This is a genomic window from Actinoallomurus oryzae (assembly GCF_039541955.1).
Lineage (GTDB): Bacteria > Actinomycetota > Actinomycetes > Streptosporangiales > Streptosporangiaceae > Actinoallomurus > Actinoallomurus oryzae.
This window is the reverse complement of sequence record NZ_BAABHF010000024.1, coordinates 267,765-291,732: the sequence shown is the minus strand read 5'-3', so window position 1 is coordinate 291,732 and position 23,968 is coordinate 267,765. Positions and strand designations below refer to the sequence as shown.

At 71.9% G+C, this 23,968-nt stretch carries 20 protein-coding genes; 13 read left to right on the top strand and 7 right to left on the bottom strand.

Annotated features, from left to right (window positions below; genetic code table 11):
• Window positions 1-2: 2 nt before the first annotated feature.
• On the bottom strand, window positions 3-1,442 hold the full coding sequence (locus ABEA10_RS22505; RefSeq protein WP_345466912.1) for a sulfatase family protein: 1,440 nt from the start codon (window positions 1,440-1,442) through the stop codon (window positions 3-5).
• Between the two features lie 143 nt (window positions 1,443-1,585).
• Here ABEA10_RS22505 and ABEA10_RS22500 point away from each other — a divergent pair, with 143 nt between their 5' ends.
• On the top strand, window positions 1,586-2,071 hold the full coding sequence (locus ABEA10_RS22500) for a hypothetical protein (RefSeq protein ID WP_345466910.1): 486 nt from the start codon (window positions 1,586-1,588) through the stop codon (window positions 2,069-2,071).
• A 32-nt stretch (window positions 2,072-2,103) separates the two neighbouring features.
• On the opposite strand, the gene ABEA10_RS22495 is transcribed toward ABEA10_RS22500, so the two are convergent.
• Window positions 2,104-3,621, bottom strand: a complete 1,518-nt coding sequence (locus ABEA10_RS22495) for a DUF885 family protein (RefSeq protein ID WP_345466907.1) — start codon at window positions 3,619-3,621, stop codon at window positions 2,104-2,106.
• A gap of 50 nt (window positions 3,622-3,671) precedes the next feature.
• On the opposite strand from ABEA10_RS22495, the gene ABEA10_RS22490 reads away from it, so the two are divergent.
• The 5 genes from ABEA10_RS22490 to ABEA10_RS22470 all read left to right on the top strand — a co-directional run bounded on the left by ABEA10_RS22490 (window position 3,672) and on the right by ABEA10_RS22470 (window position 8,896).
• Entirely contained in the window at window positions 3,672-4,493 is an 822-nt protein-coding gene (locus ABEA10_RS22490) for a serine/threonine-protein kinase (protein WP_345466905.1), read from the top strand.
• Window positions 4,494-4,538: 45 nt separating this feature from the next.
• Entirely contained in the window at window positions 4,539-6,161 is a 1,623-nt protein-coding gene (locus ABEA10_RS22485; RefSeq protein WP_345466903.1) for a serine/threonine-protein kinase, read from the top strand.
• A 108-nt stretch (window positions 6,162-6,269) separates the two neighbouring features.
• Window positions 6,270-6,929, top strand: a complete 660-nt coding sequence (locus ABEA10_RS22480; RefSeq protein ID WP_345466901.1) for a hypothetical protein — start codon at window positions 6,270-6,272, stop codon at window positions 6,927-6,929.
• Between the two features lie 225 nt (window positions 6,930-7,154).
• The gene (locus ABEA10_RS22475) at window positions 7,155-7,934 is read left to right on the top strand and encodes an electron transfer flavoprotein subunit beta/FixA family protein (protein ID WP_345466899.1); all 780 of its coding nucleotides are present in this window, start codon (window positions 7,155-7,157) and stop codon (window positions 7,932-7,934) included.
• A gap of 11 nt (window positions 7,935-7,945) precedes the next feature.
• Window positions 7,946-8,896 carry an electron transfer flavoprotein subunit alpha/FixB family protein gene (locus ABEA10_RS22470; protein ID WP_329256203.1) on the top strand — a complete coding sequence of 317 codons (951 nt, stop codon included), beginning with the start codon at window positions 7,946-7,948 and terminating at the stop codon, window positions 8,894-8,896.
• Window positions 8,897-8,973: 77 nt separating this feature from the next.
• Here the strand turns inward: ABEA10_RS22470 and ABEA10_RS22465 are convergent, their stop codons facing one another.
• The gene (locus ABEA10_RS22465; RefSeq protein WP_345466896.1) at window positions 8,974-10,194 is read right to left on the bottom strand and encodes an MFS transporter; all 1,221 of its coding nucleotides are present in this window, start codon (window positions 10,192-10,194) and stop codon (window positions 8,974-8,976) included.
• Between the two features lie 77 nt (window positions 10,195-10,271).
• Window positions 10,272-10,793 (bottom strand): TetR/AcrR family transcriptional regulator, encoded by a 522-nt coding sequence (locus tag ABEA10_RS22460; RefSeq protein WP_345466893.1) that lies wholly within the window; start codon window positions 10,791-10,793, stop codon window positions 10,272-10,274.
• Window positions 10,794-10,942: 149 nt separating this feature from the next.
• Here ABEA10_RS22460 and ABEA10_RS22455 point away from each other — a divergent pair, with 149 nt between their 5' ends.
• Window positions 10,943-12,097 carry a cysteine desulfurase family protein gene (locus tag ABEA10_RS22455; protein ID WP_345466891.1) on the top strand — a complete coding sequence of 385 codons (1,155 nt, stop codon included), beginning with the start codon at window positions 10,943-10,945 and terminating at the stop codon, window positions 12,095-12,097.
• A 121-nt stretch (window positions 12,098-12,218) separates the two neighbouring features.
• On the opposite strand, the gene ABEA10_RS22450 is transcribed toward ABEA10_RS22455, so the two are convergent.
• Together ABEA10_RS22450 and ABEA10_RS22445 are read right to left on the bottom strand one after the other, a co-directional pair.
• Window positions 12,219-12,758: a hypothetical protein gene (locus ABEA10_RS22450; RefSeq protein WP_345466889.1), complete on the bottom strand. Its 540-nt coding sequence runs from the start codon at window positions 12,756-12,758 to the stop codon at window positions 12,219-12,221.
• Between the two features lie 67 nt (window positions 12,759-12,825).
• Complete coding sequence (locus tag ABEA10_RS22445) at window positions 12,826-13,833, bottom strand: DUF695 domain-containing protein (protein ID WP_345466886.1); 1,008 nt, start codon at window positions 13,831-13,833, stop codon at window positions 12,826-12,828.
• Between the two features lie 93 nt (window positions 13,834-13,926).
• On the opposite strand from ABEA10_RS22445, the gene mnmA reads away from it, so the two are divergent.
• The 4 genes from mnmA to ABEA10_RS22425 all read left to right on the top strand — a co-directional run bounded on the left by mnmA (window position 13,927) and on the right by ABEA10_RS22425 (window position 20,282).
• Entirely contained in the window at window positions 13,927-15,003 is a 1,077-nt protein-coding gene (mnmA, locus tag ABEA10_RS22440) for a tRNA 2-thiouridine(34) synthase MnmA (RefSeq protein WP_329256214.1), read from the top strand.
• Window positions 15,004-15,054: 51 nt separating this feature from the next.
• Window positions 15,055-15,870: an LLM class F420-dependent oxidoreductase gene (locus ABEA10_RS22435; protein ID WP_329256217.1), complete on the top strand. Its 816-nt coding sequence runs from the start codon at window positions 15,055-15,057 to the stop codon at window positions 15,868-15,870.
• Between the two features lie 83 nt (window positions 15,871-15,953).
• Entirely contained in the window at window positions 15,954-16,952 is a 999-nt protein-coding gene (locus ABEA10_RS22430; protein WP_345466882.1) for a methionine synthase, read from the top strand.
• 57 nt (window positions 16,953-17,009) lie between these two features.
• The gene (locus ABEA10_RS22425) at window positions 17,010-20,282 is read left to right on the top strand and encodes an NACHT domain-containing protein (protein ID WP_345466879.1); all 3,273 of its coding nucleotides are present in this window, start codon (window positions 17,010-17,012) and stop codon (window positions 20,280-20,282) included.
• A 6-nt stretch (window positions 20,283-20,288) separates the two neighbouring features.
• Here the strand turns inward: ABEA10_RS22425 and ABEA10_RS22420 are convergent, their stop codons facing one another.
• On the bottom strand, window positions 20,289-20,636 hold the full coding sequence (locus ABEA10_RS22420; RefSeq protein WP_345467391.1) for a winged helix-turn-helix transcriptional regulator: 348 nt from the start codon (window positions 20,634-20,636) through the stop codon (window positions 20,289-20,291).
• A gap of 139 nt (window positions 20,637-20,775) precedes the next feature.
• On the opposite strand from ABEA10_RS22420, the gene ABEA10_RS22415 reads away from it, so the two are divergent.
• Both ABEA10_RS22415 and ligA read left to right on the top strand, forming a co-directional pair.
• On the top strand, window positions 20,776-21,516 hold the full coding sequence (locus ABEA10_RS22415; RefSeq protein ID WP_345466877.1) for an SDR family oxidoreductase: 741 nt from the start codon (window positions 20,776-20,778) through the stop codon (window positions 21,514-21,516).
• 109 nt (window positions 21,517-21,625) lie between these two features.
• A complete protein-coding gene (gene ligA / locus ABEA10_RS22410) occupies window positions 21,626-23,788 on the top strand; it encodes an NAD-dependent DNA ligase LigA (RefSeq protein ID WP_345466874.1) in 2,163 nt (720 codons plus the stop codon).
• The last annotated feature ends 180 nt before the right edge of the window (window positions 23,789-23,968 follow it).

Here is a 23,968-nt window from a genome sequence, read left to right as displayed (position 1 = left end):
TCTCACCGGCAGGCCGTGCCGGAGCACTTCTCCAGGCGGTGCAGCGTCGACCTCAGCCGGGCCAGACGCTTCGCCGGCACCCGGCCCACGGTGTTGTCCAGCTCGTCCGGGTCCTTGGCGAGGTCGTAGTACTCCCGCTCGCCATCGGCGTACTCCACATAGACCTCATGGGCCGTGCGGACCGCCTCGTAGCTCGGCGGGTTGCCGCTCGCCTCGGTCGGCCGGTCGGGGTCGTTCACCGCGTTGTCGGGACCGTGGTGCTCGACCAGGACCGCGTCGCGCGTGTCCTTCACCGTGTCGCCCGTGAAGAACGGCGTGAGCGAGCGGCCGTCCACCGCGTCCGGCACCTTGACGCCGCCGAGCGTCTCGAAGGTCGGGCACAGGTCGGTGTTCTGGGCGAGCGCGGAGGTCCGGTGGCCGGCCGCGACGCCGGGCCCGGTCACCACGAGCGGCACGTTGACGTCGGTGTCGTAGGCGGTCATCTTGCCCTGAGTGAGCCGGTGCTCGCCCATGTGGAAGCCGTTGTCGGAGCCGAACACGAGGTAGGTGTCGCGCTCGACGCCGTTCGCCTTCAGGGCCGCCTGGAGGTCGCCGAGCATCTTGTCGACCGCCTGCACGGCCTGGGCCCGCTTGCGGAACGAGGTGTCGATCTTGTTGATCTGCTTCGCGGTGAGCTCCGGATGGTCCTTGATCCACGCAGGCTTGTCGGACATGTCAGCCTCGTTGAACGCGGGTCCGCGCGGAGCCTTGAGCCCGGGGAACCTGGCCGCGTCACGCGGCGCGGGCGTGAACGGGCCGTGCGGGGCGAAGGTCGCCAGCTCCATCATGAACGGCTGCCCGGCCCTGGCCGACCGGGCGATGAAGTCCTGGCCCTTGCGGTTCAGCACGTCGGTCAGGTAGTCGCTCGGCCGGTGGCCGTACCTGACGACGCGGCCGTTCTCGTTGAGCGAGTAGTCGAACTCCGGGTAGCCGTCGCCCGCGACGTCCCACTCGCTCCAGCCCGGCGGCACCGGGTCGGCCGGCTGGTAGCCGTTGAGGTACTTGCCCATCATGGCGGTGCGGTAGCCGGCCGACCGCAGCGCGGTCGCGAACGTGTTCCGCTGGTTCCCGTGGGCGTTGAACGCCCGGTAGCCGCCGTCCGCGCCGCTGTTGGTGAAGACGCCGGTGTCGTGCGGGAACTTGCCGGTGAACGTCGTCGACCGCGAGGGACAGCACAGCGAGTCGGTCACGAAGTAGTGCGTGAAGGTCGTCCCCTGCCGCTCCATGCGCTGAAGCTGCGGCATGTAGGGGACGAGGTTGCTCGCGAGGTCGTCGGTCAGCACGAAGACGATGTTGGGCCGCTCCGCCGCGTGCGCCGCCTGGTGCGAGGTCCGCGCGGCCCCCGCCCGGCAGGATGAGAGCGCCAGGCAGGCCGCGATGGTCAGGGCCATGAGCCGTTTCATCTCTGGCCTTCCGTCGGTGACATGACAGTCCGTCAGCGTGACCGAGGAGTCTTGGAGAACCGTGGGATCGCCCTTGCCCACGCATGGGAAGCCCGAGGGATCGGTCAGGGAACCGTAAGGGCGCCGGAGTACGCTCCCGGGTCATGCTCCCGCCCGACTTCGGCCCTGAGGCCTCCGAGCACGGCCGCGCGCCGATCCGCCGCGTCCGTACGATCGGCCGGCGCGGCCGGCCTCTTTCCCTGGTCGTCGCCGTGGCCCTCTTCACGGCCTTCTGGCTGTGCTCGGTGGGGATGGCGACCTGGGGCATCGCCCGCGCCCACGAGGGCGGCGACGCGAGCGACATCGCCTACATCGTGTTCTGGACGCTGGCGTTCGCCCTCCTGGCCTGGCGTGCGTGGCGCGGGGGGCGCGTCGCGATCGCGTTCATGTCACGCGTCGGCACGCTGATCGGTGCGCTGTTCCTGGCCGCGATGGTGCCCTTCACCGTGCTGTTCGTCGTCGAGCCCGCGGGCGGGTCGGTGCTGGACTTCGTGCCCTACATGCTGCCGATGCTGTTCTCGGGCGCCGCACTGCTGACGGCGGGCCTGCTCCTGCGCCGCGGCGAGGTCTCCCGCTGGAGCGGCTTTTGAAGAGCGGCACCGCCGGCAGCACCGACGGCGACTCAGCCGACCTTCAGCGCACTGTCCAAAAGGCCCAGCGGCGGCGAGCCGAGCTCGAACAGCGCACGGTGGAAACGCTGCGGGGAGTACCCGTCGCCCCACTCGCGCCGGGCGCGTTCGCGCAGGCGCAGGATCTCCAGCTTGCCGTGCGTGTAGCGGCCGTACGTCGGGTCGAACACGGCACGCGCCGCCTCGGCGTGGGCCGCGGACCCGGCGAGGTGGGTGTCGGCGGCGAAACGTTGCGCCCCGTCCTCCACCGTCATGGCGCCCGTGTGCACGCCGATCGCGCAGGCGAGCCGGGTGACGCGGACCAGCGCCTCCAGCCACACGCCGATCTCGAACCGCGGGTCGTCGGCCAGGAAGCCCTCCTCGACGCACAGCTCCTCGGCGTAGTGGGCCCAGCCCTCGACGAAGGCCAGGGAGAACAGCGTCCGGCGCACGACGGTCGGCGCGTGGCGCAGCGCGCGGCCGTGCGAGAAGTGCCCGGGGGCGACCTCGTGCACCGTCACGCCCGGCAGGGTCGTGGCGCTGAACACCTGGAGCCAGTCCTCGATGTCCTCCTCCGGCCAGGACGGCTCCGGCGGCGTGATGTGGTACCAGGACGGCGCGTCCGGTTCGCCCGGCGCCGCCCACGACATCATCGCCATGCCCCAGCGGCGCGACTCCGGCGCCAGGCCGACCCGGCACTCGCCGTCGTGGTGGGGCACCAGGTCGCGTTCGCGGGTGAACGCCAGCGCCTGCCGGGTCCAGTCGCGTGACGCGTCGATGACGCCGTCGATGTCCGGATGGTCCCGTACGAGCTCGCGGCACAGCTCCAGCGCCGGCCGCGCCGGGTCCAGGCGCGCACAGGCCTCGGTGAGGCGCGCCATCAGCCGGTCGCGTTCGCGGTCGGCCTCGGCGGCCAGGGCCGCGAGGTCGAGGTCGAGCGCCTCCGAGGCGCCCATCAGCCGGGCCAGCGCGGGGCCGCCGAGCGCGGCGTCCGGGTCGCCGTGCTCGGCCAGGTGCTCCAGGTGCGCGACGAGCCGCGCGTGCGCCGTACGGGCCTTGTCGCCGGCCTCGCCGGAATCGGCCGGGATCCCGGCGGCGAGGCCGCGCACCGGGCCCAGCAGCGCCCGGGCGACCGGCGCCGGCACGCGGTCGAGCGTGCGGACGGCGACGTCGGCCGCCTCCGGCCAGCCCGCCAGGTGCCGCGACCGGGCCGCCTCGCGCTCGGCGGCCGGGGCGTACTCCCGGTCGTAACAGGCCAGGTCGAGGGCGTCGAGATGGTCGAGCGGGTTACGGCGGTGCATCTCCAGCTCGCCGTAGGAGATCCGCAGGAACTCCTCGAACGCTCGCAGGTGCGCCTCGTCGTGCGGATCGTCGAGGGGCTCGCCCGCACCGACCCGGCTCAGGGCGTCCGCGACGCCGGCGACCGAGTAGTCGGGCAGCCGGCCGTCGTATTCGTGCCGGCCGGCCGCTTCGCGTACCCCGGGCATGAGAAGGTCGCAGACCGCGCGCAGCCGCGGAGGCAGATCGTCCATGTCCCGACATTACTCGGAACCCGCGGGCGTGATCTCACGTCGAACCGGTCATGAACGTCATAGGGGTTCGGCATCTGGGCTCCTACGACCTGCTGGAGCCGGTCGGGGAGGGCGCCACGTCCGTCGTGCACCGCGCGATGGACCCTTATCGACGCGTGGTCGCGGTCAAGGAACCACGGGGGGACCTGGCCGGTGACCCGGCGATCCGCCGCCGGCTGGCCCGGGAGGCGCAGACGATGGCGCGGGTGCGCAGCCCGTACGTCGCAGAGGTGTTCGACGCCTGCCTGGAGGGGGAGAGGCCGTTCATCGTGACCGAGTTCGTCGCTGGTGTGCCGCTGCGCGACCTGGTGGCCAGGTTCGGCCCGATGCGGGGTGAGATGCTGACCGGCTTCGCCGGGCGGCTCGCGACGGGCCTCGCGGCGATCCACGGCGCCGGGGTGCTGCACCGCGACCTCAAGCCGGGCAACGTCATGGTGGCGGCGGGTGCGCCGAAGATCATCGACTTCGGCATCGCGCAGGACGCGAGCGCGGTGCAGCAGACGCAGGCGGGGGTGCTGACCGGCACGCCCGGCTACGTCGGGCCGGAGCTCATCGACGGCGGGCGGTCCAGCGAGGCCTCCGACGTCTTCTCGTGGGCGGCCACGGTCGCCTTCGCCGCGACGGGCCGGCCGCCCTTCGGCGCCGGGTCGCTGCACGGCGTGTGCTTCCGCGTGCTGCGCGGCGCGGCCGACCTCGACGGGGTGTCAGAGCCGGTCGTGTCGCTGCTGCGGCTCGCCCTGCGGCGTGACCCGGCCGCGCGGCCTTCGGCTGCGTGGCTGGCCGGCCGCCTTACGGTAGGGGAACCGGGCCTCGCGTTCGCCGCGATGTCCTGATTGGCACCCGCTTGACCGCACTTGCACGGGTATCGTGGCGGAACTATGGAGGGGGTAGACACGTCCGGGCAGATGATCGGCCGGTACCGCTTGCTCGACAAGATCGGGGAAGGCGGGATGGGCGTCGTGCACCTGGCGACCGACCCCCAGGGGCGGCGGGTCGCCGTCAAGGTGCTGCGCCCGGGGGTCGCCTCCGACCAGACGGCGCTGCGCCGGCTGGCCCGCGAGGTCGACTCGATGCGCCGCGTGCGCAGCCTGCACGTCGCCGAGATCGTCGACGCCGACGTGACGGCCGAGCCGCCCTACGTCGTCACCCAGTACGTCCCGGGGCAGACGCTGGAGCAGACCGTACGCGACCGCGGCCCGCTGGGGATGCGCGAGCTGCGGCGGCTGGCCACCGGCCTGGCCGAGGCGCTCGCCGCGATCCACGGTGCCGGGATCATCCACCGCGACCTCAAGCCCGGCAACGTCATGTTCGCCGAGAACGGCGAGCCGGTCGTCATCGACTTCGGCATCGCGCAGGGCGTCGACGCGACGCGGCTCACCGCGACCGGCCTGGTCATCGGCACCCCCGGCTACCTCGCGCCGGAGATCATCGAGGGCGAGGACGCCGCGGCGCCGGCCGACATCCACTCCTGGGCCAGCACCATTGCGTTCGCCGCCACCGGCCGTGCGCCGTTCGGCTCCGGCACCTTCGAGTCGATCTTCTACAAGATCATGGAGGGCCGGCCCGACCTCGACGGCGTACCCGCGGCGCTGCTGCCGCTCATCCGCGCCGCGATGGCCCGCAACCCGGCCGAACGCCCCACCGCGCAGGCGCTCGTCGGCCTGACGTCCCGGCTCGACGTCGAGCGCACGGCGTTCGACGCGCCGGTGCCGCCGCACACCAAGCCGCTGACGGCCGTGGCCGCGCCGCCGCTCGCCAACCCACGCGACTTCCGGGGGCAGCTACCCCCGGCACCGCCGCCGCAGCCACAGCCGTCGATGTACGGGCGGCAGCCGTACCCCCCGCCCGCGCCGACGCGTGAGCGCCCGCCGGAGCGGCCGCCGCGACCCGACGGACCCAAGCCGTACGGCCTCTACCGGCTGCTGAGCTTCATGCTCCTCGCCGGCGCGGTCGGCCTCGCGATGATGGTCCCGTCGATCGCGCTGATCGTCGTGCTGATCGCCATGCTCCTGCTGCGCACCGCGGACCGCGCGTCGCAGACCCTCGCCTCCAAGCGCACCCGCCGGGGGCCGCGGCCCGCCGACGTCGCCGGGGTGATCGTCAGATCGCCGTTCTCGGTGGTCCGCTCCGGGCTGGTGATGGCGCTGATCAGCCCGCTCGCCATCCTCGCCGGCGTCGTCGTGCTGTTCGTCGCGATGCTGGCCAAGTCGGAGATGACGATCGCGCGCGCCCTGTCGCTCAGCGTCGCCGCCTTCATCCTCGTCACGTGCCTCGGCCCGGGCAGCGAGCCCGCACGCCGCCAGCTCGTGCGGATCTGGGGAGCTGTCGCGCCTCAGCGCGAACGCGCCTGGATCGTCGTGGGCGTCGTCGGCCTGCTCGTCTTCTTCCTCGTGTCCTTCTCGCTGAGCCAGACGCCCGAGCTGCGGCCCTTCAACTTCCCGCAGTTCAACCAGGACCTGAAGGACCTGCGGCACTATCTGCGCGACCTGCGCGGCGGCTGAGCCTCCGCGTAGCGGCGCGGTGCCTCTGCGAAGTCCCTGCCCGCCCGGGCGGGCAGCCGTTCGCGCCTCACCCCCGAAGGGCCGCCGCGCCGGTAGTGTTGCCTCGCGATGACGTCGGACGAGACACACCCGGTCCCCGCCCACCGGCTCGCGGCCGAAGACGCCGCCGACGCCGTGATCGAGGGATGGTCACGCCTCTTCACCTACCTCGTGGTCGCCATCGAGGTCGCCTTCACGGTCGTGCTGCCCTTCTTCGGGCTCCTGCTCGCCCTGGCCGGCGCCTCGTACCTGCGAGCCGCCGACGCGCACTCGCGCCGCCACGGAGGCGGCCTGCTGCGCGCGCTGGCGGGGCCGCTGACGGCACCGCTCGACCTGGTCCGCGGCGTGGCGGGCACGCTCGTCACCGTGCCGTACGCCGGGGCGTTCGCCGTCCTGCTGCCGCTGGCGGTGATGCTGGGCGCGGCGGTCGACGTGGAGGTCTCCCCGCTCGTCGGGGCGGCCTGGGGCGCGGGAGCGGCGGCGTACGTCCTGCTGGCGGCGCCCGGCATCCGCACGCCGCGCCGCCACCTCATGCGGGTGTTCACGGCGTTCGCCGACGACCCGCGGCGCATCGCGGTCGCCGGGGTGCTGCTGTGCGCGCTGGCCCTCGGCGCGGTCGCGGGCGCGATCGTGCTGCAGCCGAGCTTCGGCCCCATGTACGAGCTGGAGAACTCCATCGTGCAGGAGCTGTCCCACTTCCAGCACTCGGTGCACCGCTACGCGCTGTGAGAGAGGCCGCGGGCCGGGGTTTTGCGCCTACGCTACTCATGGGTAACATCAGGGCGGTACCCCTGCTGTGCCCCCGAAGCCGAATGTCCTTCGGGAGTTTGGCAGGCTTATGGTGCGAAAGCATGACCACCCCGTGCCGGCCCGACCGGGCGGCGCCCGCTCGACGCGGGCGAGGCGGGAGGGAGAGAGGCGCGTCATGGAGTGTGCAGGGAGGGCGTACACGGAATGAACATCGTCGTCTGCGTTAAGCAGGTGCCCGACACGGCGACCGAACGGAAGTTGAAGGCCGACGACAGCACGCTCGATCGTGAGGCCGCCGACGGTGTCATCAACGAGCTCGACGAGTACGCCGTTGAAGAGGCCCTGTCGATCAAGGAGTCCCAGGGCGGTGAGGTGACCGTCCTCACCATGGGCCCGGAGAAGGCCTCCGAGTCGATCCGCAAGGCCCTCGCGATGGGCGCCGACAAGGCGGTCCACCTGTCGGACGACGCGCTCGTGGGCTCGGACGGCCCGTCGACGTCGTACGCCCTCGCCCAGGTGCTGAAGAAGATCGGGTTCGATCTGGTCATCCTTGGTTCGGAGTCGACCGACGCGCGCACGGGCGTGCTCGCCGCGATGCTGTCCGAGCGGCTCGGCGTCCCCCAGGTGACGCTCGCCAACAAGGTCGAGGTCGACGGCACCTCGCTCAAGGCCCAGCGGCTGACCGACTACGGCTTCGACCGGGTCGAGGCCACGCTGCCCGCGGTCGTGAGCGTCGTCGAGAAGATCAACGAGCCGCGTTACCCCTCGTTCAAGGGGATCATGGCGGCCAAGAAGAAGCCCGTCGAGAAGCTCGCCGTCGCCGACGCCGAGATCGACGCCGCCCTGGTCGGGCTCGCCGGAGCCTCCACCGAGGTCGTCGACTTCGCCGACGCGCCACCGCGTGAGAAGGGTCAGATCATCAAGGACGAGGGCGACGGTGGCGTGAAGGCCGCCGACTTCCTCGCGTCGAAGAAGTTCGTCTGAGGGGCGGGGAGATGGCGGAGATTCTCGTCCTCGTCGACCATGTCGACGGGGAGGTCAAGAAGGTCACGTTCGAGCTGCTGACGCTCGCCCGTGCGTACGGCGACGCCGCCGCGGTCTGGGTCGGGCCCGGGTACGAGGGCGCCAAGGACAAGCTGGCCGAGTACGGCGTGAGCAAGGTCTACGTCGCCGCCGACGAGGAGCTGACCTCCTACGTCGTGGCGCCCAAGGTCGAGCTTCTGGCCCAGCTGGTGGCCGACAGGTCGCCCGCCGCGGTGTTCGTCGCGGCGACCGGCGAGGGCAAGGAGATCGCGGGCCGGCTCGCGGTCCGCACCGAGTCGGGCGTCCTCACCGACGTCGTCGGTCTCGCCGACGGCTTCGTGGGTGAGCACTCGATCTTCGGCGGCGCGATCGTGACGCACGCGAAGGTGACCAAGGGCACGCCGATCATCGCCGTACGCCCCAACTCCACGGCGCCCGAGGCGTCCCCCTCCACTCCGGAGGAGGAGCAGGTGTCGGTGACGCTGTCCGACGCCGCCAAGGGCGCTCGGGTGGTCGAGAAGGTCGTCCAGGAGAAGGGCGAGCGGCCGGAGCTGACCGAGGCCGCGATCGTGGTCTCCGGCGGCCGTGGCGTCGGCGGCGCGGACAACTTCAAGCTCATCGAGGAGCTGGCCGACTCGCTCGGCGCGGCGGTGGGCGCCTCGCGCGCCGCCACCGACGCCGGCTGGTACCCCCACACCTTCCAGGTCGGCCAGACCGGCAAGACGGTGTCGCCGCAGCTCTACATCGCGGTCGGCATCTCCGGCGCCATCCAGCACCGGGCCGGCATGCAGACCTCCAAGACGATCGTCGCCATCAACAAGGACTCCGAGGCGCCGATCTTCGAGCTGGTCGACTTCGGCGTGGTGGGCGACCTGTTCCAGGTCGCGCCGCAGCTCACCGAAGAGATCAACAAGCGCAAGTAGCCAAGGTGCGGAACGCCCCGGCGGACTCCTCCAGGAGCCGCCGGGGCGTTCCGTCGTTCGCCGAGCCCTGCGGCGGGTCAGGCCGCGAGGGTCACGGTGTCCCGCTCGACCTCGCGCTCGCCGCGGAACGCCACCAGGCGCCGCATCGGTACGTACCGCGCGCCCGCCGCGATCAGCAGGCCCAGGACGGCCGCCACGCCGAGCCCGACGCGCAGCGACGACACGTCGGACAGGAAGCCGATCACGACCGGGCCGAGGACCAGGCCGCCGTACCCCATCGCCCCGACCTGCGCGACCGCTCCGGCCGACCGGCCGGGCGCGACGGTGCCGGCCACCGAGATCGTCGTCGGGGTGACCGTGCAGATCGCCAGCCCGGCGAGGAAGAACCCGAGCAGCGCGACCTTGGGCACCGGCGCCAGGACGACGACCATGACCGTCGCCGCCGTGCCCAGCCCGGCGTACGTCAGCAGCCGGCGGGTGCCGAGACGCCCCCGCAGCCGGTCGCCGACGAGCCGCCCGGTCAGCATGGCGGCCTCGAACAGCGGGTACCCCAGGGCGCCGACCGCCTCCCCGGCCCCGAGCTCGCGGCTCAGGTACAGCCCGCTCCAGTCGGCGATCGAGCCCTCCATCATGAACGCGGCGAACGCCAGCGCGCCGACCAGGTAGACCACGAGTGGCATCCGTACGCGCCGGGACCGTCGTGCGGTCGCCGTGGGGGAGTCCTCGTCCTCGGCCGTGTGCTCCGGGATGTACGTGCGGCCGATCGCCAGCGCCGCCGGCAGGGCGAGGACCCCGCCGCCGCACAGCGTCTGGCCGAACGACAACCCGGCCGAGGCGCTGAGGGCGCCGAGCAGGCCGCCGGAGATGGCGCCCGCGCACCATCCGGCGTGCATGGCGTTCATGACGGGCCGGCCGTAGGAACGTTCCACGGCGCTGCCCTGGGCGTTCATGCCGATGTCGGTCAGGCCGAAGGTCATGCCGAACATCGCGACGCCGGCCAGCAGCAGCGGCCAGGACGGGGCGAGCGCGACGAACACCATGCTCAGGGCGGTCAGCGGCGCCGCGACACGCAGGACGGCGGCGCTGCCGGCGCGGGCCATGACGCCTCGCAGGCCCTGCATCGCGATGATCGCGCCGATACCCCAGACGAGGATCGCGACACCGACGGAGCCGTCGCTCAGCCCGAACCTGTCGGCGAGCGCCGGTGTGCGTGACACCCAGACTCCGCAGAGCATGCCGGCCAGGGCGAACGTGAGGACGGTGCCCAGGCGGGCCCGGCTGAGGACGCGAGACGTCATGATTTCACCTCTTTCGTTGTGCGCACGAAACGACCGGCACCCGTCGGGTGCCGGCTCGTCACTTCGTCATTCGGCCGTTAGAGCAGGTCCAGCAGCCGGGTGCGCAGCTCTTCGAGCTGCGCCTCGTCGTAGAGGCCGGGGTCGTGCATCGCGACCTCCCAGAGCCCCTCGGCGGCGAGCCGCGCTATTCGCGCGGCGACGGGATCGGGATCGTCGGCCGGATCGCGATCGTGCCAGCGATGCATCGCCTCGCGGATCTCGGCGAGCAGCCCCGGGTCGGCGGCCGCCGCGCTCACGGTCGCCCATCGTCGCAGCAGCCGTGACTGGTCGCGGTCCATGACCACGGCCAGGTTGGCCTCGACGAAGGCCCGCGTGTACGCGCCGGGGCCGCCGGTGTCGTAGGACGCGATGAGCGCGTCGAACTCCTCGATCAGCCGTTCGACGAGACCTCTGATCAGCGCTTCCTTGGTGTGGAAGTGGTACAGCAGCCCGCCCTTGCTGACCCCGGCGCGGTCGGCCACCGCGGTGAGGGTGAGCGCCTGCGTGCCCTGCTCGCAGAGCAGGACCTCGGCGGCGTCGAGGAGGGCGTCTCGTTTCATGGCGTTCCTTACTATACCGTCCGGACGGTACAAACGGCCAAACCGGAAGAACGGCTGTTTTCTTCCCGGAAGGGGAAGATCCGGGTGACCTCGTACGGCCAGACCGCGCCGTCGCCCCGTCGGAGGCACGCCGATAGGCTGATCTCGACATGGTGTACCTGGATCACGCGGCGACCACGCCGATGCTGCCCGAGGCGATCGAGGCGATGACCGCGGAGTTCGCGCGGGTCGGGAACCCATCGTCGCTGCACGCTTCGGGCCGCCGGGCCCGCCGTATCGTCGAGGAGTCGCGCGAGATCATCGCCGAGGCGATGGGCGCGCGCCCCAGCGAGGTCGTCTTCACCAGCGGCGGCACCGAGGCCGACAACCTGGCCCTCAAAGGCATCTTCTGGGCACGCCGCAGCACCGACGCGGCCCGCAACCGGGTGCTCATCAGCGCGATCGAGCACCACGCCGTCCTCGACTCCGCCGGCTGGCTGGCCGAGCGCGAGGGCGCGACCGTCGAGACCCTCCCGGTCGACGAGCACGGCCGGGTGCTGCCCGAGACGCTGCGCGCCACCATCGAGCGCGACCCGGACTCGGTCGCCGTCGTCAGCGTGATGTGGGTCAACAACGAGGTCGGCACCGTCCAGCCGGTCGACGAGCTGGCCGCGATCGCCCGCGAGCACGGCATCCCGTTCCACACCGACGCGGTCCAGGCCACCGCGCAGCTGCCGGTCCGGTTCACCACGGACGCCATGACGATCACCGGGCACAAGGTCGGAGGTCCGGTCGGCGTCGGCGCGCTGCTGCTGGCCAAGGGCCTGGACCCGGTCCCCGTCCTGCACGGTGGCGGTCAGGAGCGCGACGTGCGCTCCGGCACGCTCGACGCCCCGGCGATCGCCGGCTTCGCCGCCGCCGTCAGCGCCGCGGTGTCCCGCCGCGACGCCGAGGCAGTCCGCCTGGCCGCCCTGCGCGACGAACTGATCTCCCGCGTCCGCGCGGAGGTGCCGGACGCGATCCTCAACGGCGACCCGGTCGACCGCCTGCCCGGCAACGCCCACTTCTCCTTCCCGGGCTGCGAGGGCGACGCGCTACTGATGTTGCTGGACGCCCGCGGCATCGAGTGCTCCACGGGCTCGGCCTGCTCGGCCGGCGTCGCCGAACCCAGCCACGTGCTCCTGGCCATGGGCGCCGACCTGGCCCGCGCACGCGGGTCGCTGAGGTTCTCCTTCGGCCACACCTCGACCGAGGCCGACGTGGACGCCACCGCCAAGGAGATCGCCCCGGTCGTCGAACGCGCCCGCCGCGCCGGCGCCGTCTGACCGCACGCCGACCCCCGGTTCGTCACGTTCGGGGCGGCAAGGCCCGTTCACGAACGCCTGCAGCTTCCGGGCGATTCTCCGGGGCCCTGCGCGCCGGCCGCCCCGTGGACACGCCCTGGCCTCAGTCGATGATGAACCAGTTGCCGTGCCGGTAGGACAGCGTCATATCGCTCAGGTCGTGTTCGGTGAACCTCGCGTCGGCGATCACGGCGCGCGCCGGGATGTCCACGTTTCCGTTGGCCCGCCTCGTCACCTTCGACCTGCTGACGGTGGCGGTCCGCAGCGCCTTCAACTGCGTGGCGGAGAACATGCTCCGCGTGATGGCCATGGTGGTCCGGCACTTCCCGAATCCCTCGGCCTCGGCCTGCTTGGCCGCCGGCCCGGCGATGGCGCACACGGTCTTCAGATCGCCTCGGCTCAGCGCGTGCAGCATGGTCAGGTAACGCGCGATGGCGGCCTCGGTGGTTCTGGGCACCACGGTCGAGGAGGGTGACGGAGGCGACGCGCTGGGCGCCGACGGCGTGGAACTCGCCGCCGGCGGGCCGGCCGCCGCGCTGGACTCGGGGGCGGGGGTCTTCGCACCGTCCGTGCACGCGGACGTGGCGAAGACGGCGGTCAGTGCCAGCACGCTGGCGCCGAGACGTACGGCGTGGTTGGTCACGACGATCCTTAGTGGCCGGTATACGGGGGGACTGAATGGTCTCGTCGAAGACGCGGGAGGCCGGCGGTCAGGGGCGGTACGGGGCGAGGGCGGACCAGGCCGGGTCGGACTGCGACGTGACCTTGGCGCGGCCCTCGGACCAGGCCGCGGCGAGCTGGTCCAGCTCCGCGACCGCGCCGGAGTCCGGGTCGGCGTACAGGTGCAGCACCCGGCGGCCGTCGCCGGTCTCGTGGGCCGCCAGGACCGCCCGCGGGCCCATCGCCTCCACCGCCTCCTCGAAGCGCCGCAGGGCCGTCGCCGACGGCTCGACCGGCAGCCGGTCGGGGTTGGTGTTGGCGTACGGCAGGGTCACCGCGACGTACAGGTCGCACAGCGGAAAGTCCTGCCGGTGCAGCGGGAAGCGCACGGCGACGCGCGCCGCGTGTCCCAGCGGCGTGCGGCCCTCGCCGACCAGCCACGCCGGCTCTCGGAACGGCGCGGCGATCTGCTCCACCACCGGCGGCAGCATGCTCGCCGGCAGCGCGTCCATCGGCTCCTCCTCGGCCGTCGTCACCTCGCCGATCCAACGGGCGACGTCGTCCTCGCCCAGCGCCCAGTCGAGCACCCGGTGGGTGAGCGCGAGCCGGGTCTCCTCCGGCACGAACAGGAAGTCGGGATGATAGGCGGCCACGTCGACGCGTGCCCGGGAGGAATCGGCGCGCAGGCCCACGCGTACGTAGTCCAGGTCGAACTCGTGGTCTTCGAGCTGGAGCTTGCCGGTGAGCATCGCCGGGTCGGCGGGCCGCGCGGAGCGATACTTCCAGTTGTCGTCGTCCGGTGCGCCGAGCCGCCAGCGTTCGGCGAGGCCGCGCAGCTCGTCCACGCCGCCACCGCTCACGGTCAGGCTCGGGCCGGGGCCGATCTCCCATTCGAGGTCGGGGTGCATCGCCTCGACGTGCGCGGACATCTCCTCGGCGATGTCCGCCGGCACTCCTTCGTCCAGGCGCCGGCGGGCCTGCGGCCACCATTCCCAGAAGCGGGCGATGGCCTCGACGTACGGCGCGGGCGCGTCGGATGAGCGACGGAAGATTCCCATAGTGCCGCCAATCGTATTCGCGTGAGCCCGGCCCCGCGCGCGGGCGGGCGCGTTTCCCCTCGGCGGCCCCGGGTGCGTACCCTCGAAGACGTCATGACTCTTCGCGTACTCGCCGCCATGTCGGGCGGGGTCGACTCCGCCGTGGCCGCCGCACGTGCCGCCGAGGCCGGGCACGAGGTGACCGGCGTCCACCTCGCCCTGTCGGCCAACCCCAAGTCCTACCGTACGGGCGCACGCGGCTGCTGCACCCTCGAGGACGCCCGCGACGCGCGGCGTGCCGCCGACGTGATCGGCATCCCGTTCTACGTCTGGGACATGGCCGAACGCTTCGACCGCGACGTCGTACAGGACTTCGTCAGCGAGTACGCCGCGGGCCGCACGCCCAACCCCTGCCTGCGCTGCAACGAGAAGATCAAGTTCTCCGCGCTGCTGGACCGCGCGCTCGCGCTCGGGTTCGACGCGGTCTGCACCGGGCACCACGCGCGGCTGGAGGACGGCGTGCTGCGGCGCAGCGTCGACCTCGCCAAGGACCAGTCCTACGTCCTGGCGGTCTGCACGAGGGAGCAGCTCGCGCACGCGATGTTCCCGCTGGGCGACACGACCAAGGACGAGGTGCGCCGCGAGGCCGACCGGCGTGGCCTCGCCGTCGCCGACAAGCCCGACAGCCACGACATCTGCTTCATCGCCGACGGCGACACCCGGGGTTTCCTGGCCGAGCGCCTCGGCGCGGAGAAGGGCCCGATCGTCGACACGTCCGGCGAGGTCCTGGGCGAGCACGAGGGCGCGTACGCGTACACGATCGGCCAGCGGCACGGCCTGCGGCTCGGCCGGCCCGCGCCGGACGGGCGGCCCCGCTACGTCCTGGACATCTCGCCGGTCACCAACACCGTGACGGTCGGCCCGCGCGAGGCGCTCGACGTCCACGAGATCGTCGCCGAGCGTCCGGTGTGGCTGGCGCCGCCGCCGGAGGAGCCGCTCGCCTGCCGGGTCCAGCTGCGGGCGCACGGCGAGGTGCACGACTGCACCGCCCGGCTCGACGGCGACGCGCTCCGCGTGACCCTCGACCGGCCGGCGCGCGGAGTCGCGGCCGGCCAGGCCGCGGTCCTGTACGCCGAGGACCGGGTGCTGGGCTCGGCCACGATCGCCGTCGCCGAGCACTCTCTGGCGTGATCTGCCCGCCGTGGTGGGTAGGGGCCAGTCGTCCACCACGTTGGGAGCACCATGAGATTCGGCGTGTCGACGTTCGTGACCGATGAGGGGATCGCGCCGTCCGCGCTCGGTCCCGCCCTGGAGGAGCGCGGTTTCGCCTCGCTCTACCTGGCCGAGCACACCCACGTCCCGGTCGCCCGTACGACCGCGTACCCCGGCGGCGGAGACCTGCCGCGCCAGTACTACCGGACGCTGGACCCGTTCGTCGCCCTGACCGCGGCCGGGGTCGTCACCGAGCGCCTGGAGCTGGGTACGGGCATCGCCCTGGTCAACCAGCGCGACCCGATCCTGCTCGCCAAGGAGACCGCCTCCCTCGACCTGGTCACCGGCGGACGCGCCGTCCTGGGCGTCGGCGCGGGCTGGAACCGCGAGGAGATGCTCCACCACGGCGTCGACCCGAAGACCCGGATGGCGCGCATGCGGGAGTACGTCCTCGCGGTGAAGGAGATCTGGGACAACGACGAGGCCGAGTTCCACGGCGAGTTCGTGGACTTCGACCCGATCTTCTCCTGGCCCAAGCCCGTACGCCGGCCGCCCGTCCTCGTCGGCGGCTGGGGCCCGAAGACGCTCGACCGGGTGGTGGAGTACGGGGACGGCTGGATGCCCGTGGTCGGCCGTGATCGCGACGGCGCCCTCGCCAAGGCCATCGCCGACCTGCGCGCCCGCGCCGGACGGCACGTGCCGGTCGTCGCCTACGCCGCCCGCGCCGAACCGGACGCGGTGGAGCAGCTCACCCTGGCGGGCGTGGACGAGATCCTCTTCTTCCTGCCGACCGAGCCGGCCGACGAGACGCTCCGCCGCCTCGACCGGATGGCCGAGCTCACCTGAGAGACCGCGCCACGCCCCGCTGCGGGCCGCTCGCGACGGGCGAGGGTTCCGGGTGGTCTCCACGGCCGCACTAGGCTCATACTGTGAACTTTCCCTGGGCCCCCGGCGCCGCCACGGGCGTCGGTTCCTACCCCGGCGAGGACCCCGCGGAGACGCTGCGGGTCGTCCTCGGCGAGCTGCCGGACCTGCCACACCTGCCCGAACTGCCGGCGCGCGGACCCGGCGCGGACATGATCGGCCGTACCGCGGGGCTGCTCGTGGACCTCGCCGTCGCGGTGCAGCCGTCCGGCTGGCGGTTCACCGACCACCCCGGCCGCGACGCCTCGCGTACGCACGGCCTCCTCGCCCAGGACCTGGACACGCTCGAAGAGCAGGCCGGCGAGTTCGAGGGCCCGGTCAAGATCCAGGTGGCCGGGCCGTGGACGCTGGCCGCGTCGATCGAGGTCAGGAGCGGCGAGCGCGCGCTCGCCGACCCGGGCGCCGTGCGCGACCTGGCGGCGTCCCTGGCCGAGGGCGTGGCCGCGCACGTGCGCGACGTACGCCGCCGCCTGCCGCGCGCCGACCTGCTCGTCCAGTTCGACGAGCCGTCGCTGCCGGGCGTCCTGGCGGGCACGGTGCCGACCGCGAGCGGCTTCTCCCGCATCCGCCCGGTCGAGGCGCCGATCGCCGAGGACACGTTGCGTCGCGTCGTCGAGCCGGCGGGAACCTTCCCGATCGTCCACTGCTGCGCCCCGAACGTTCCCTACGGTCTGTTGCGCGCCGCCGGAGCGAAGGCCGTGTCGGTGGACGCGTCCCTGCTCCGCGACGAGGAGGCCATCGGCGAGGCCGTGGAGGCGGGCACCGGCTTCCTGCTGGGCGTGATCCCGGCGACCGACAGGAGGCTGCCGAAGCCCGAGCGCTCGGTGGCCCGGGTACGCGAGCTGTGGCGCCGCCTGGGCTTCTCCCCGAAGTCCCTGGCCGAGGCCGCGGTGATCACCCCGTCCTGCGGCCTGGCCGGCGCGACCCCGTCGTACGCCCGCACGGCCCTGAAACACTGCCGGGAGGCCGCCCGCGTCCTCCTGGAGACCTCCGAGGACGGGTAACGGCACCGCCGGAGGCGTCGATTTCGGAGTGTCGTGAATCGGCACCCGGGGGCGGAGATGACGGGACTCGAAGTGGCCGCTGCCGCCGCCGGCAGAACGGTCGCCCGACGTGCGGGCCGCGAGTGGCTGGCCGCCCGCGCCGCCGCCTCCGATCGCGGCAAGGACCTGACCGAGCTGATCAGGGTGTCGTTCCCCGACCGGTTCGCCCGCCGGAAGCTCGAACGCCAGCTCGCGGACATCGGCGACTCGGTGGAGCGCCGCCTGACGCCGCTGATCGAGCAGGAGTACGGCGGCCTGTCCGACGATGACCGCGCCGCGGCGCTGGCGGAGGCGGAGCGCGCGCTGCGGACGATGGACCTGTCCGACGAGACGCTCTTCGCCGTCGACGCGGACCCGGTGAAGCTCGCCCGCCGTGTCCGCGCGCTGGTGCCCGCGCCCGCCGGACAGCTCGGCGAGCCCGCCGCGCGCCTGTACGACGTGGCGCTCGACGAGTGCTGCGACTGCCTGGTCCGCATCGTGCTCGGCCTCGCGGAGTTCACGCCGCGCGCCCTCGCCGAGACCCTGTCACGGCTGTCGGATCTGGGCGACCGGATCGCGGTCGTGCTCGACCGGATCCCGGCCCGGTCGCTCGACGCCCCGTACGGAACCCAGGACGACGCCGAGTTCGAACGCCGGTATCTCGAACACCTCGCCCGCACCCTGGACGAGATCGAGCTGTTCGGCCTTCGCGTGGAGCACTACCGCCCCCGTGCCACCATGAGCGTCGCCTACATCAGTCTCACCGCGACCGCCGAGGACCGCGTACGCGACGACGGCGGTCCGCTGAAGATGGCGGCGCTCACCGGGGACCGCGCGGAGCGGGAGCCGTCGACCGCGTCGGCCGAGTCGATGCTCGCCCGTTCGTCCCGTACGCTCCTGCGCGGCCAGGCGGGGTCGGGTAAGAGCACGTTACTGGGCTGGATCGCGGTGACCGCGGCCCGCGGCGCGTTCACCGGGGACCTCAGGGACTGGAACGGGCGCGTCCCGTTTCTGATCAAGCTCCGCAGCTGGAGTGAGGGCCCTCTGCCCCGGCCGGAGGACCTCGTCGCCGGGCCGCTGGCCGGGCTGGCGCCCGCCGGATGGGCGCACCGCGTCCTGGACACCGGCCGGGGGATCCTCCTGGTCGACGGTGTGGACGAGGTGCCGTACGGGCGCAGGGAGACGCTCCGGCGGTGGCTACGCGAGCTCCTCGACGTCTACCCGAGCGTACGGACGATCATCACGTCCCGTCCGGCGGCGGCGGACGGCCGCTGGCTGACGGGGGAGGGCTTCCGGCCGGTGATGCTGGAGCCGATGACCCCGGACAACCTGCGCGAACTCGTCCGGCAGTGGCACGAGGCGGTCCGTCACGCGGGGAACCTGCCGTGCGCCCCGGAGGACCTGCCCGCGTACGAGGGGAACCTCCTCGCCCGGCTGGAGGGCGGCCCCCACCTGCGCGCGCTGGCGACGACGCCGCTGCTCGCCGCGATGCTGTGCGCCCTCAACCTCGACCGCGTGACCCATCTTCCCCGCGACCGCATGGGCCTGTACCGCGCGGTCCTGGACATGCTGCTGGAGCGCCGGGACGTCGAGCGCGGCATCCGCAGCCATCCCGGCGTCGTGCTCGAACGCGAGCAGAAGGAACGCCTGCTCCAGGAACTGGCCTGGCGGCTCACCGCCCTCGGCCGCGCCGAACTGTCCAGGACCACGGCCCTACGGCGCATCGAGGCCAGGGCGGAGGCCATGCCACGCGTCGCCGCGACGGCCGAGGAGATCTTGGACTACCTGATCCAGCGCAGCGGCGTGATCCGCGAGCCGGCGCCGGGCCGGATCGACTTCGTACACCGCACGGTCCAGGAGTACCTGGCCGCCCGGCAGGCGGCCGACGACGCCGACATCGAGACGCTCGTCGCAAAGGCCCACCTGGACCAGTGGCGAGAGACGGTCTTGATGGCGGTCGGCCACGCCAACGGACCGCTGCGCCGGGAACTACTGGCGGGCCTGCTCGACCGCGCCGAGGCGGAACCGAGGTACGGTCACCGCCTGAGAATGCTGGTAGCGGCGTGTCTGGAGACCATCCCGGACGTGCCCCGCGAGTCCCACGACCGAGTGGAACGCTGCGTATCCCGCCTGATCCCGCCGAGAAACGCCGCGGAGGCCCGCCGCCTCGCCTCGGCGGGCGAGGAGATCCTCCGCCGCCTCCCGGAGTCGCTGGAGGACCTGTCCGAGGCCCAGGCGGTCGCCACGGTACGGACGGCGTGGCTGGTCAACGGCCCGCGCGCTCTGGAGACGCTGTCCCGCTACGCCACCGATCCGCGCCCGAAGGTCCAGAAGGAACTGGTCACCGCCTGGGACTACTTCGAGCCGCACACCTACGCCGAACGCGTCCTCGCCGACGCTCCGCTCGACGGTGGCGAACTGGTGGTGGGCAACCCTCGTCTGTTTCCCGCGCTCGGAGCGCTGGGGCATCTCACCCGGCTGGGAGTGAACCTGCCGAGCGAGGTCGGTCTGGAGCCCCTTGCCGGCCTTCCCGCGCTGACCTACCTGAGCGCCTACGGGACGCCCGAGTCGCTGCCGCTGTTGATGGAGCACCGCGGCCTCGAGCGGATATGGCTGCAGATCGACGGTGCGCTCGATGACCCTTCACCGCTTCTCTCGCTGCCTTCGTTGAAGGAGTTGTACGCCTACCCGGACCGGCTCGCCGCCGGCCTGCGGTTCTTGTCCGAACTCCCTCCCCTTGAGGGGCTCGGGCTCGATGGGCTGGGGGATGTCAACGATTTCTCGTTGCTCGCCGCGCAATCCGGCTCGGCGGCTCTACATCTCTACGACTGCGGGATGTTCGCCGACGTCGGTCCGCTCCGAGAGTTCGATGAACTTCGCCAGCTGACCCTGTCAGGGGCCGATCTCCGTGATGGGCAGCTGAGTGAGATGGCGGACGTTCAGCCCAGAATCAGCTTCTTGATGCTCGTCGACCAAAAACGGATCAGCGATCTGAGCGGCATCGCGCGCCTTCCGCTGCGGACGTTGGGAATTCTCGACTGCCCCCAGGTCAGTGACCTGAAGCCCGTGTCACGGCTTCACACACTTCAAGCGCTTCAGCTCTGGGGCCCCTCCTTCACCGATCTGTCGCCACTCTCGAACCTGAGGTCGCTGCGAACTCTATGGTTCAAGAACGTGGCCGATGGCCTGGACGTGGCACCCCTGGCCGGTATTCACGACCTGACCATCGAGCTCATCGAGGGAGAGCGAGTGGTCGGGCTGGAACGCCTGCATCGGACGACCAAGGTGATCTGGGAGGCCTATCGCCAGTGAGCGGCGTCACCGGTCCGCGGTGTCGAAGGAGGACTGGGCAGCGAGGATGTCCCGCGCGTGGTCGCGGATCCAGCCGGACAGGGCCTCCAGGGGATCGGTGATGCCCTTGCCCAGCGTCGTCAGGCCGTAGGTCACCCTCGGCGGCGTGCAGGGCTCGACCGTGCGGGACACCAGGCCGTCCCGCAGCAGCATGCGCAGGGTCTGGGACAGCATCTTCTCGCTGATGCCCTCGATCTTCTGGCGCAACTCGGAGAAGCGCAGGTCGCCTTCGCGCAGGGCGGTGAGGATCAGCACGCCCCACCGGCTGGTGACGTGGTCGAGCACCATGCGCGCCGGGCAGTCCCTGTGAAACATGTCACTCACGCCCTGCCACCACCCGCTCCATCCTGCGAGCCGTCCCTGACGTATGGAGCTTACCTCAGGGTACGTACTTACCGAGAGTTAGCGCCTCTCCCTACCGTGAATCCCGCCAGGAACCACACGAGGAGGAGAAGTGTCGAAAGTCGCCCTCATCACCGGCGCCGGCCGGGGGATCGGTGCCGCCACGGCCAGGGAGCTGGGCCGCCGCGGCTTTCACGTCGTCGTCAACTACCGCGGCGACACGGTGAGCGCGGAGAAGGTCGTGGAGGACATCAGGCGAGAGGGCGGAACGGCGGAGCCCGCCCGGGCCGACGTCCGTGATCCGGAGCAGGTCGCCGCCCTCGTCCGGAGCCGTGACACCGTCGACGCGCTCGTCTGCAACGCCAACATCGCCCCGCCGTTCGCGCCGCTCGACGCCATGACCTGGGAGGCCTTCATCGGCAAGGTGGACGGTGAGATGGCCGCCGTCTTTCACCTGACCAAGCGGGTCCTGGAGGCGATGCGGGGGCAGGGGAGCGGCCGGATCGTCTACGTCTCCAGCCTCAGCGCCGAGCTCACCCGTCCCGGTGCGATCGCACACGCCACCGCCAAGGCGGCGCTCGACACCTTCGCCCGGCACGTCGCCGCGGAGGCCGGGCCGTACGGGATCGGGGTGAACGTCGTCGCGCCCGGCGCGGTGCGTACCGAAGCCTCGGCGCACCTGACGACGCCGGAGATGGAGAAGGCGCGGGCCGAGCGTTCGGTGCTGCGGCGCATGCTCGAACCCGAGGACGTCGCGAAGGTGATCGCCGCGGTCGTGGGCGGAGACTTCGAGGCGACGACCGGCGTTCGTGTCCCCGTCGACGGCGGTTTCCGCGTGCTCTCGGCGCCCTGAGCCGCATCCGCCGACGAACGGGCCGGAAGACGGGCGAGCCGCAGGTCAAACTGTCAGTCCGACGCGAGAGACTATCTCTCAGCGGCACCCGCACGGCAGGGAGACAGACGTGGCGACATCCGTACCCGACGAGGCCCGGCAGCGGCACGGCGAGCTGACCCAGGAGCTCGACGAGGCCAACTACCGTTACTACGTCCTCGACTCGCCGACCATCAGCGACGCGGACTACGACCGCCTGATGCGGGAGATCCGCGCGCTGGAGGACGAGCATCCCGACCTGATCACGCCCGATTCACCGACCCAGAAGGTCGGGGCGCCGATCACCACCGACTTCGAGACCGTCGAGCATCTCGAGCGGATGCAGAGCCTCGACAACGCCTTCAACACCGACGACCTGAGCGCCTGGGTGACGCGGGCGGAAAAGGAGGTCGGCACGGTCGCCTCCTTCCTGTGCGAGCTCAAGATCGACGGGCTGGCGGTCAACCTGACGTACGAGAACGGCCGGCTGGTGCGGGGTGCCACGCGGGGCGACGGCCGCACCGGCGAGGACATCACCAACAACATCCGCACCATCGACAGCGTGCCGACCCAGCTGAGCGGCGACGACGTGCCCGAGTTGCTCGAGGTGCGCGGCGAGGTCTACCTGCCGGTCGAGGCGTTCGAAAAGCTCAACGAGGGCCTGGTCGAGGCGGGCAAGGCCCCGTTCGCCAACCCGCGCAACGCCGCGGCCGGCTCGCTGCGGCAGAAGGACCCGCGCGTCACCGCGCGGCGTCCGCTCGACATGATCGTGCACGGCTTCGGCACGTGGACCGGCGGAAAGCAGCCGCGGAGCCAGTCCGAGTCGTACGAGCTGATGCGCGGGTTCGGGCTGCCGGTGAGCGACCGCTACACGGTGGTCGACGGCCTCGACCAGGTGCGCGAGTACATCGAGCACTATGGCGAGCACCGGCACGAGCCCGCATACGAGATCGACGGCGTGGTGGTCAAGGTCGACCAGCTCGCGCTCCAGCGGAGGCTCGGGTCCACGAGCCGGTGGCCGCGCTGGGCGATCGCCTTCAAGTACCCCCCGCAGGAGGTCAACACCCGGCTGCTCGACATCCGGGTCGGCGTCGGCCGCACCGGGCGGGTGACGCCGTACGGCGTGATGGAGCCGATCAAGGTGGCCGGCTCGACCGTCGCGTACGCCACGCTGCACAACGCCGACGAGGTGCGGCGCAAAGGCGTCAAGATCGGCGACATGGTCGTGCTGCGCAAGGCCGGCGACGTCATCCCCGAGATCGTCGGGCCCGTGGTCGACCTGCGCGACGGCACCGAGCGCGAGTTCTCGATGCCGACGCACTGTCCCGAGTGCGGCACCGAGCTGCGGGCGCAGAAGGAGGGCGACGTCGACATCCGCTGCCCGAACGCCCGCGCCTGCCCCGCGCAGCTGCGCGAGCGTCTCTACTTCGTCGCCGGGCGCGGTGCCTTCGACATCGAGGCGCTGGGCTACGTGGCCGCGACCGCGCTCACCCAGCCGCTGGAGCCCGATGATCCCCCGGTCAAGAACGAGGGCGACCTGTTCCACCTGACGGTCGAGCAGCTCCTGCCGATCAAGTCCGTCGTACGCGAGCAGCGCACCGGCCTGCCCAAGATCGACCCGAAGACGGGGGAGGAGAAGGTCGTCACCTTCTTCGCCACCAAGGCCGGTGAGCCGAAGAAGACGGTGGAAAAGCTCTTCGAGGAGCTGGAGAAGGCCAAGGAGCAGCCGCTGTGGCGGGTCCTGGTCGCGCTGTCGATCCGCCACGTCGGGCCGACGGCGGCGCAGGCCCTGGCGCGGGAGTTCCGGTCGATGGACCGCATCATCGAGGCCTCCGAGGAGGAGCTGACGGCGGTCGAGGACGTCGGCCCGACGATCGCGGCCTCGGTGAAGGACTGGTTCGAGGAGGAGTGGCACCGCGAGATCCTGGACAAGTGGCGCCGGGCCGGGGTCCGCATGGAGGACGAGGGCAGCGCCGGACCACGGCCGCTCGAGGGGGTCAGCGTGGTGATCACCGGCTCGCTCGAGGGCTACAGCCGCGACTCCGCCACCGCCGCCGTGCAGAACCTCGGCGGCAAGGTGTCGAGCTCGGTGTCGAAGAAGACCGGGTTCGTGGTGTTCGGCGACAGCCCAGGATCCAAATACGACAAAGCGGTCAAACTGGGTGTGCCACTCCTGGATGAGACGGGCTTCGGCGTCCTGCTCGAGAAGGGTCCGGATGCGGCCAGCGAGGCGGCGGTCGCGGCCGAGGAGTGACGGCGGCGGGCTCCCCGCTTTCTGACCTGCAACAACATACCGTACGGTATCGTTCGATTACTGTCGTATCGTTGACCCCTAGATTTCGGACGTAACAGAACGTGCCCAACCGGTTTCGCGAAGTTGCCCGAACGTCGTAGTCTCCCCTCAGCACAACCTGTGTCCGTCCAAACACCACCG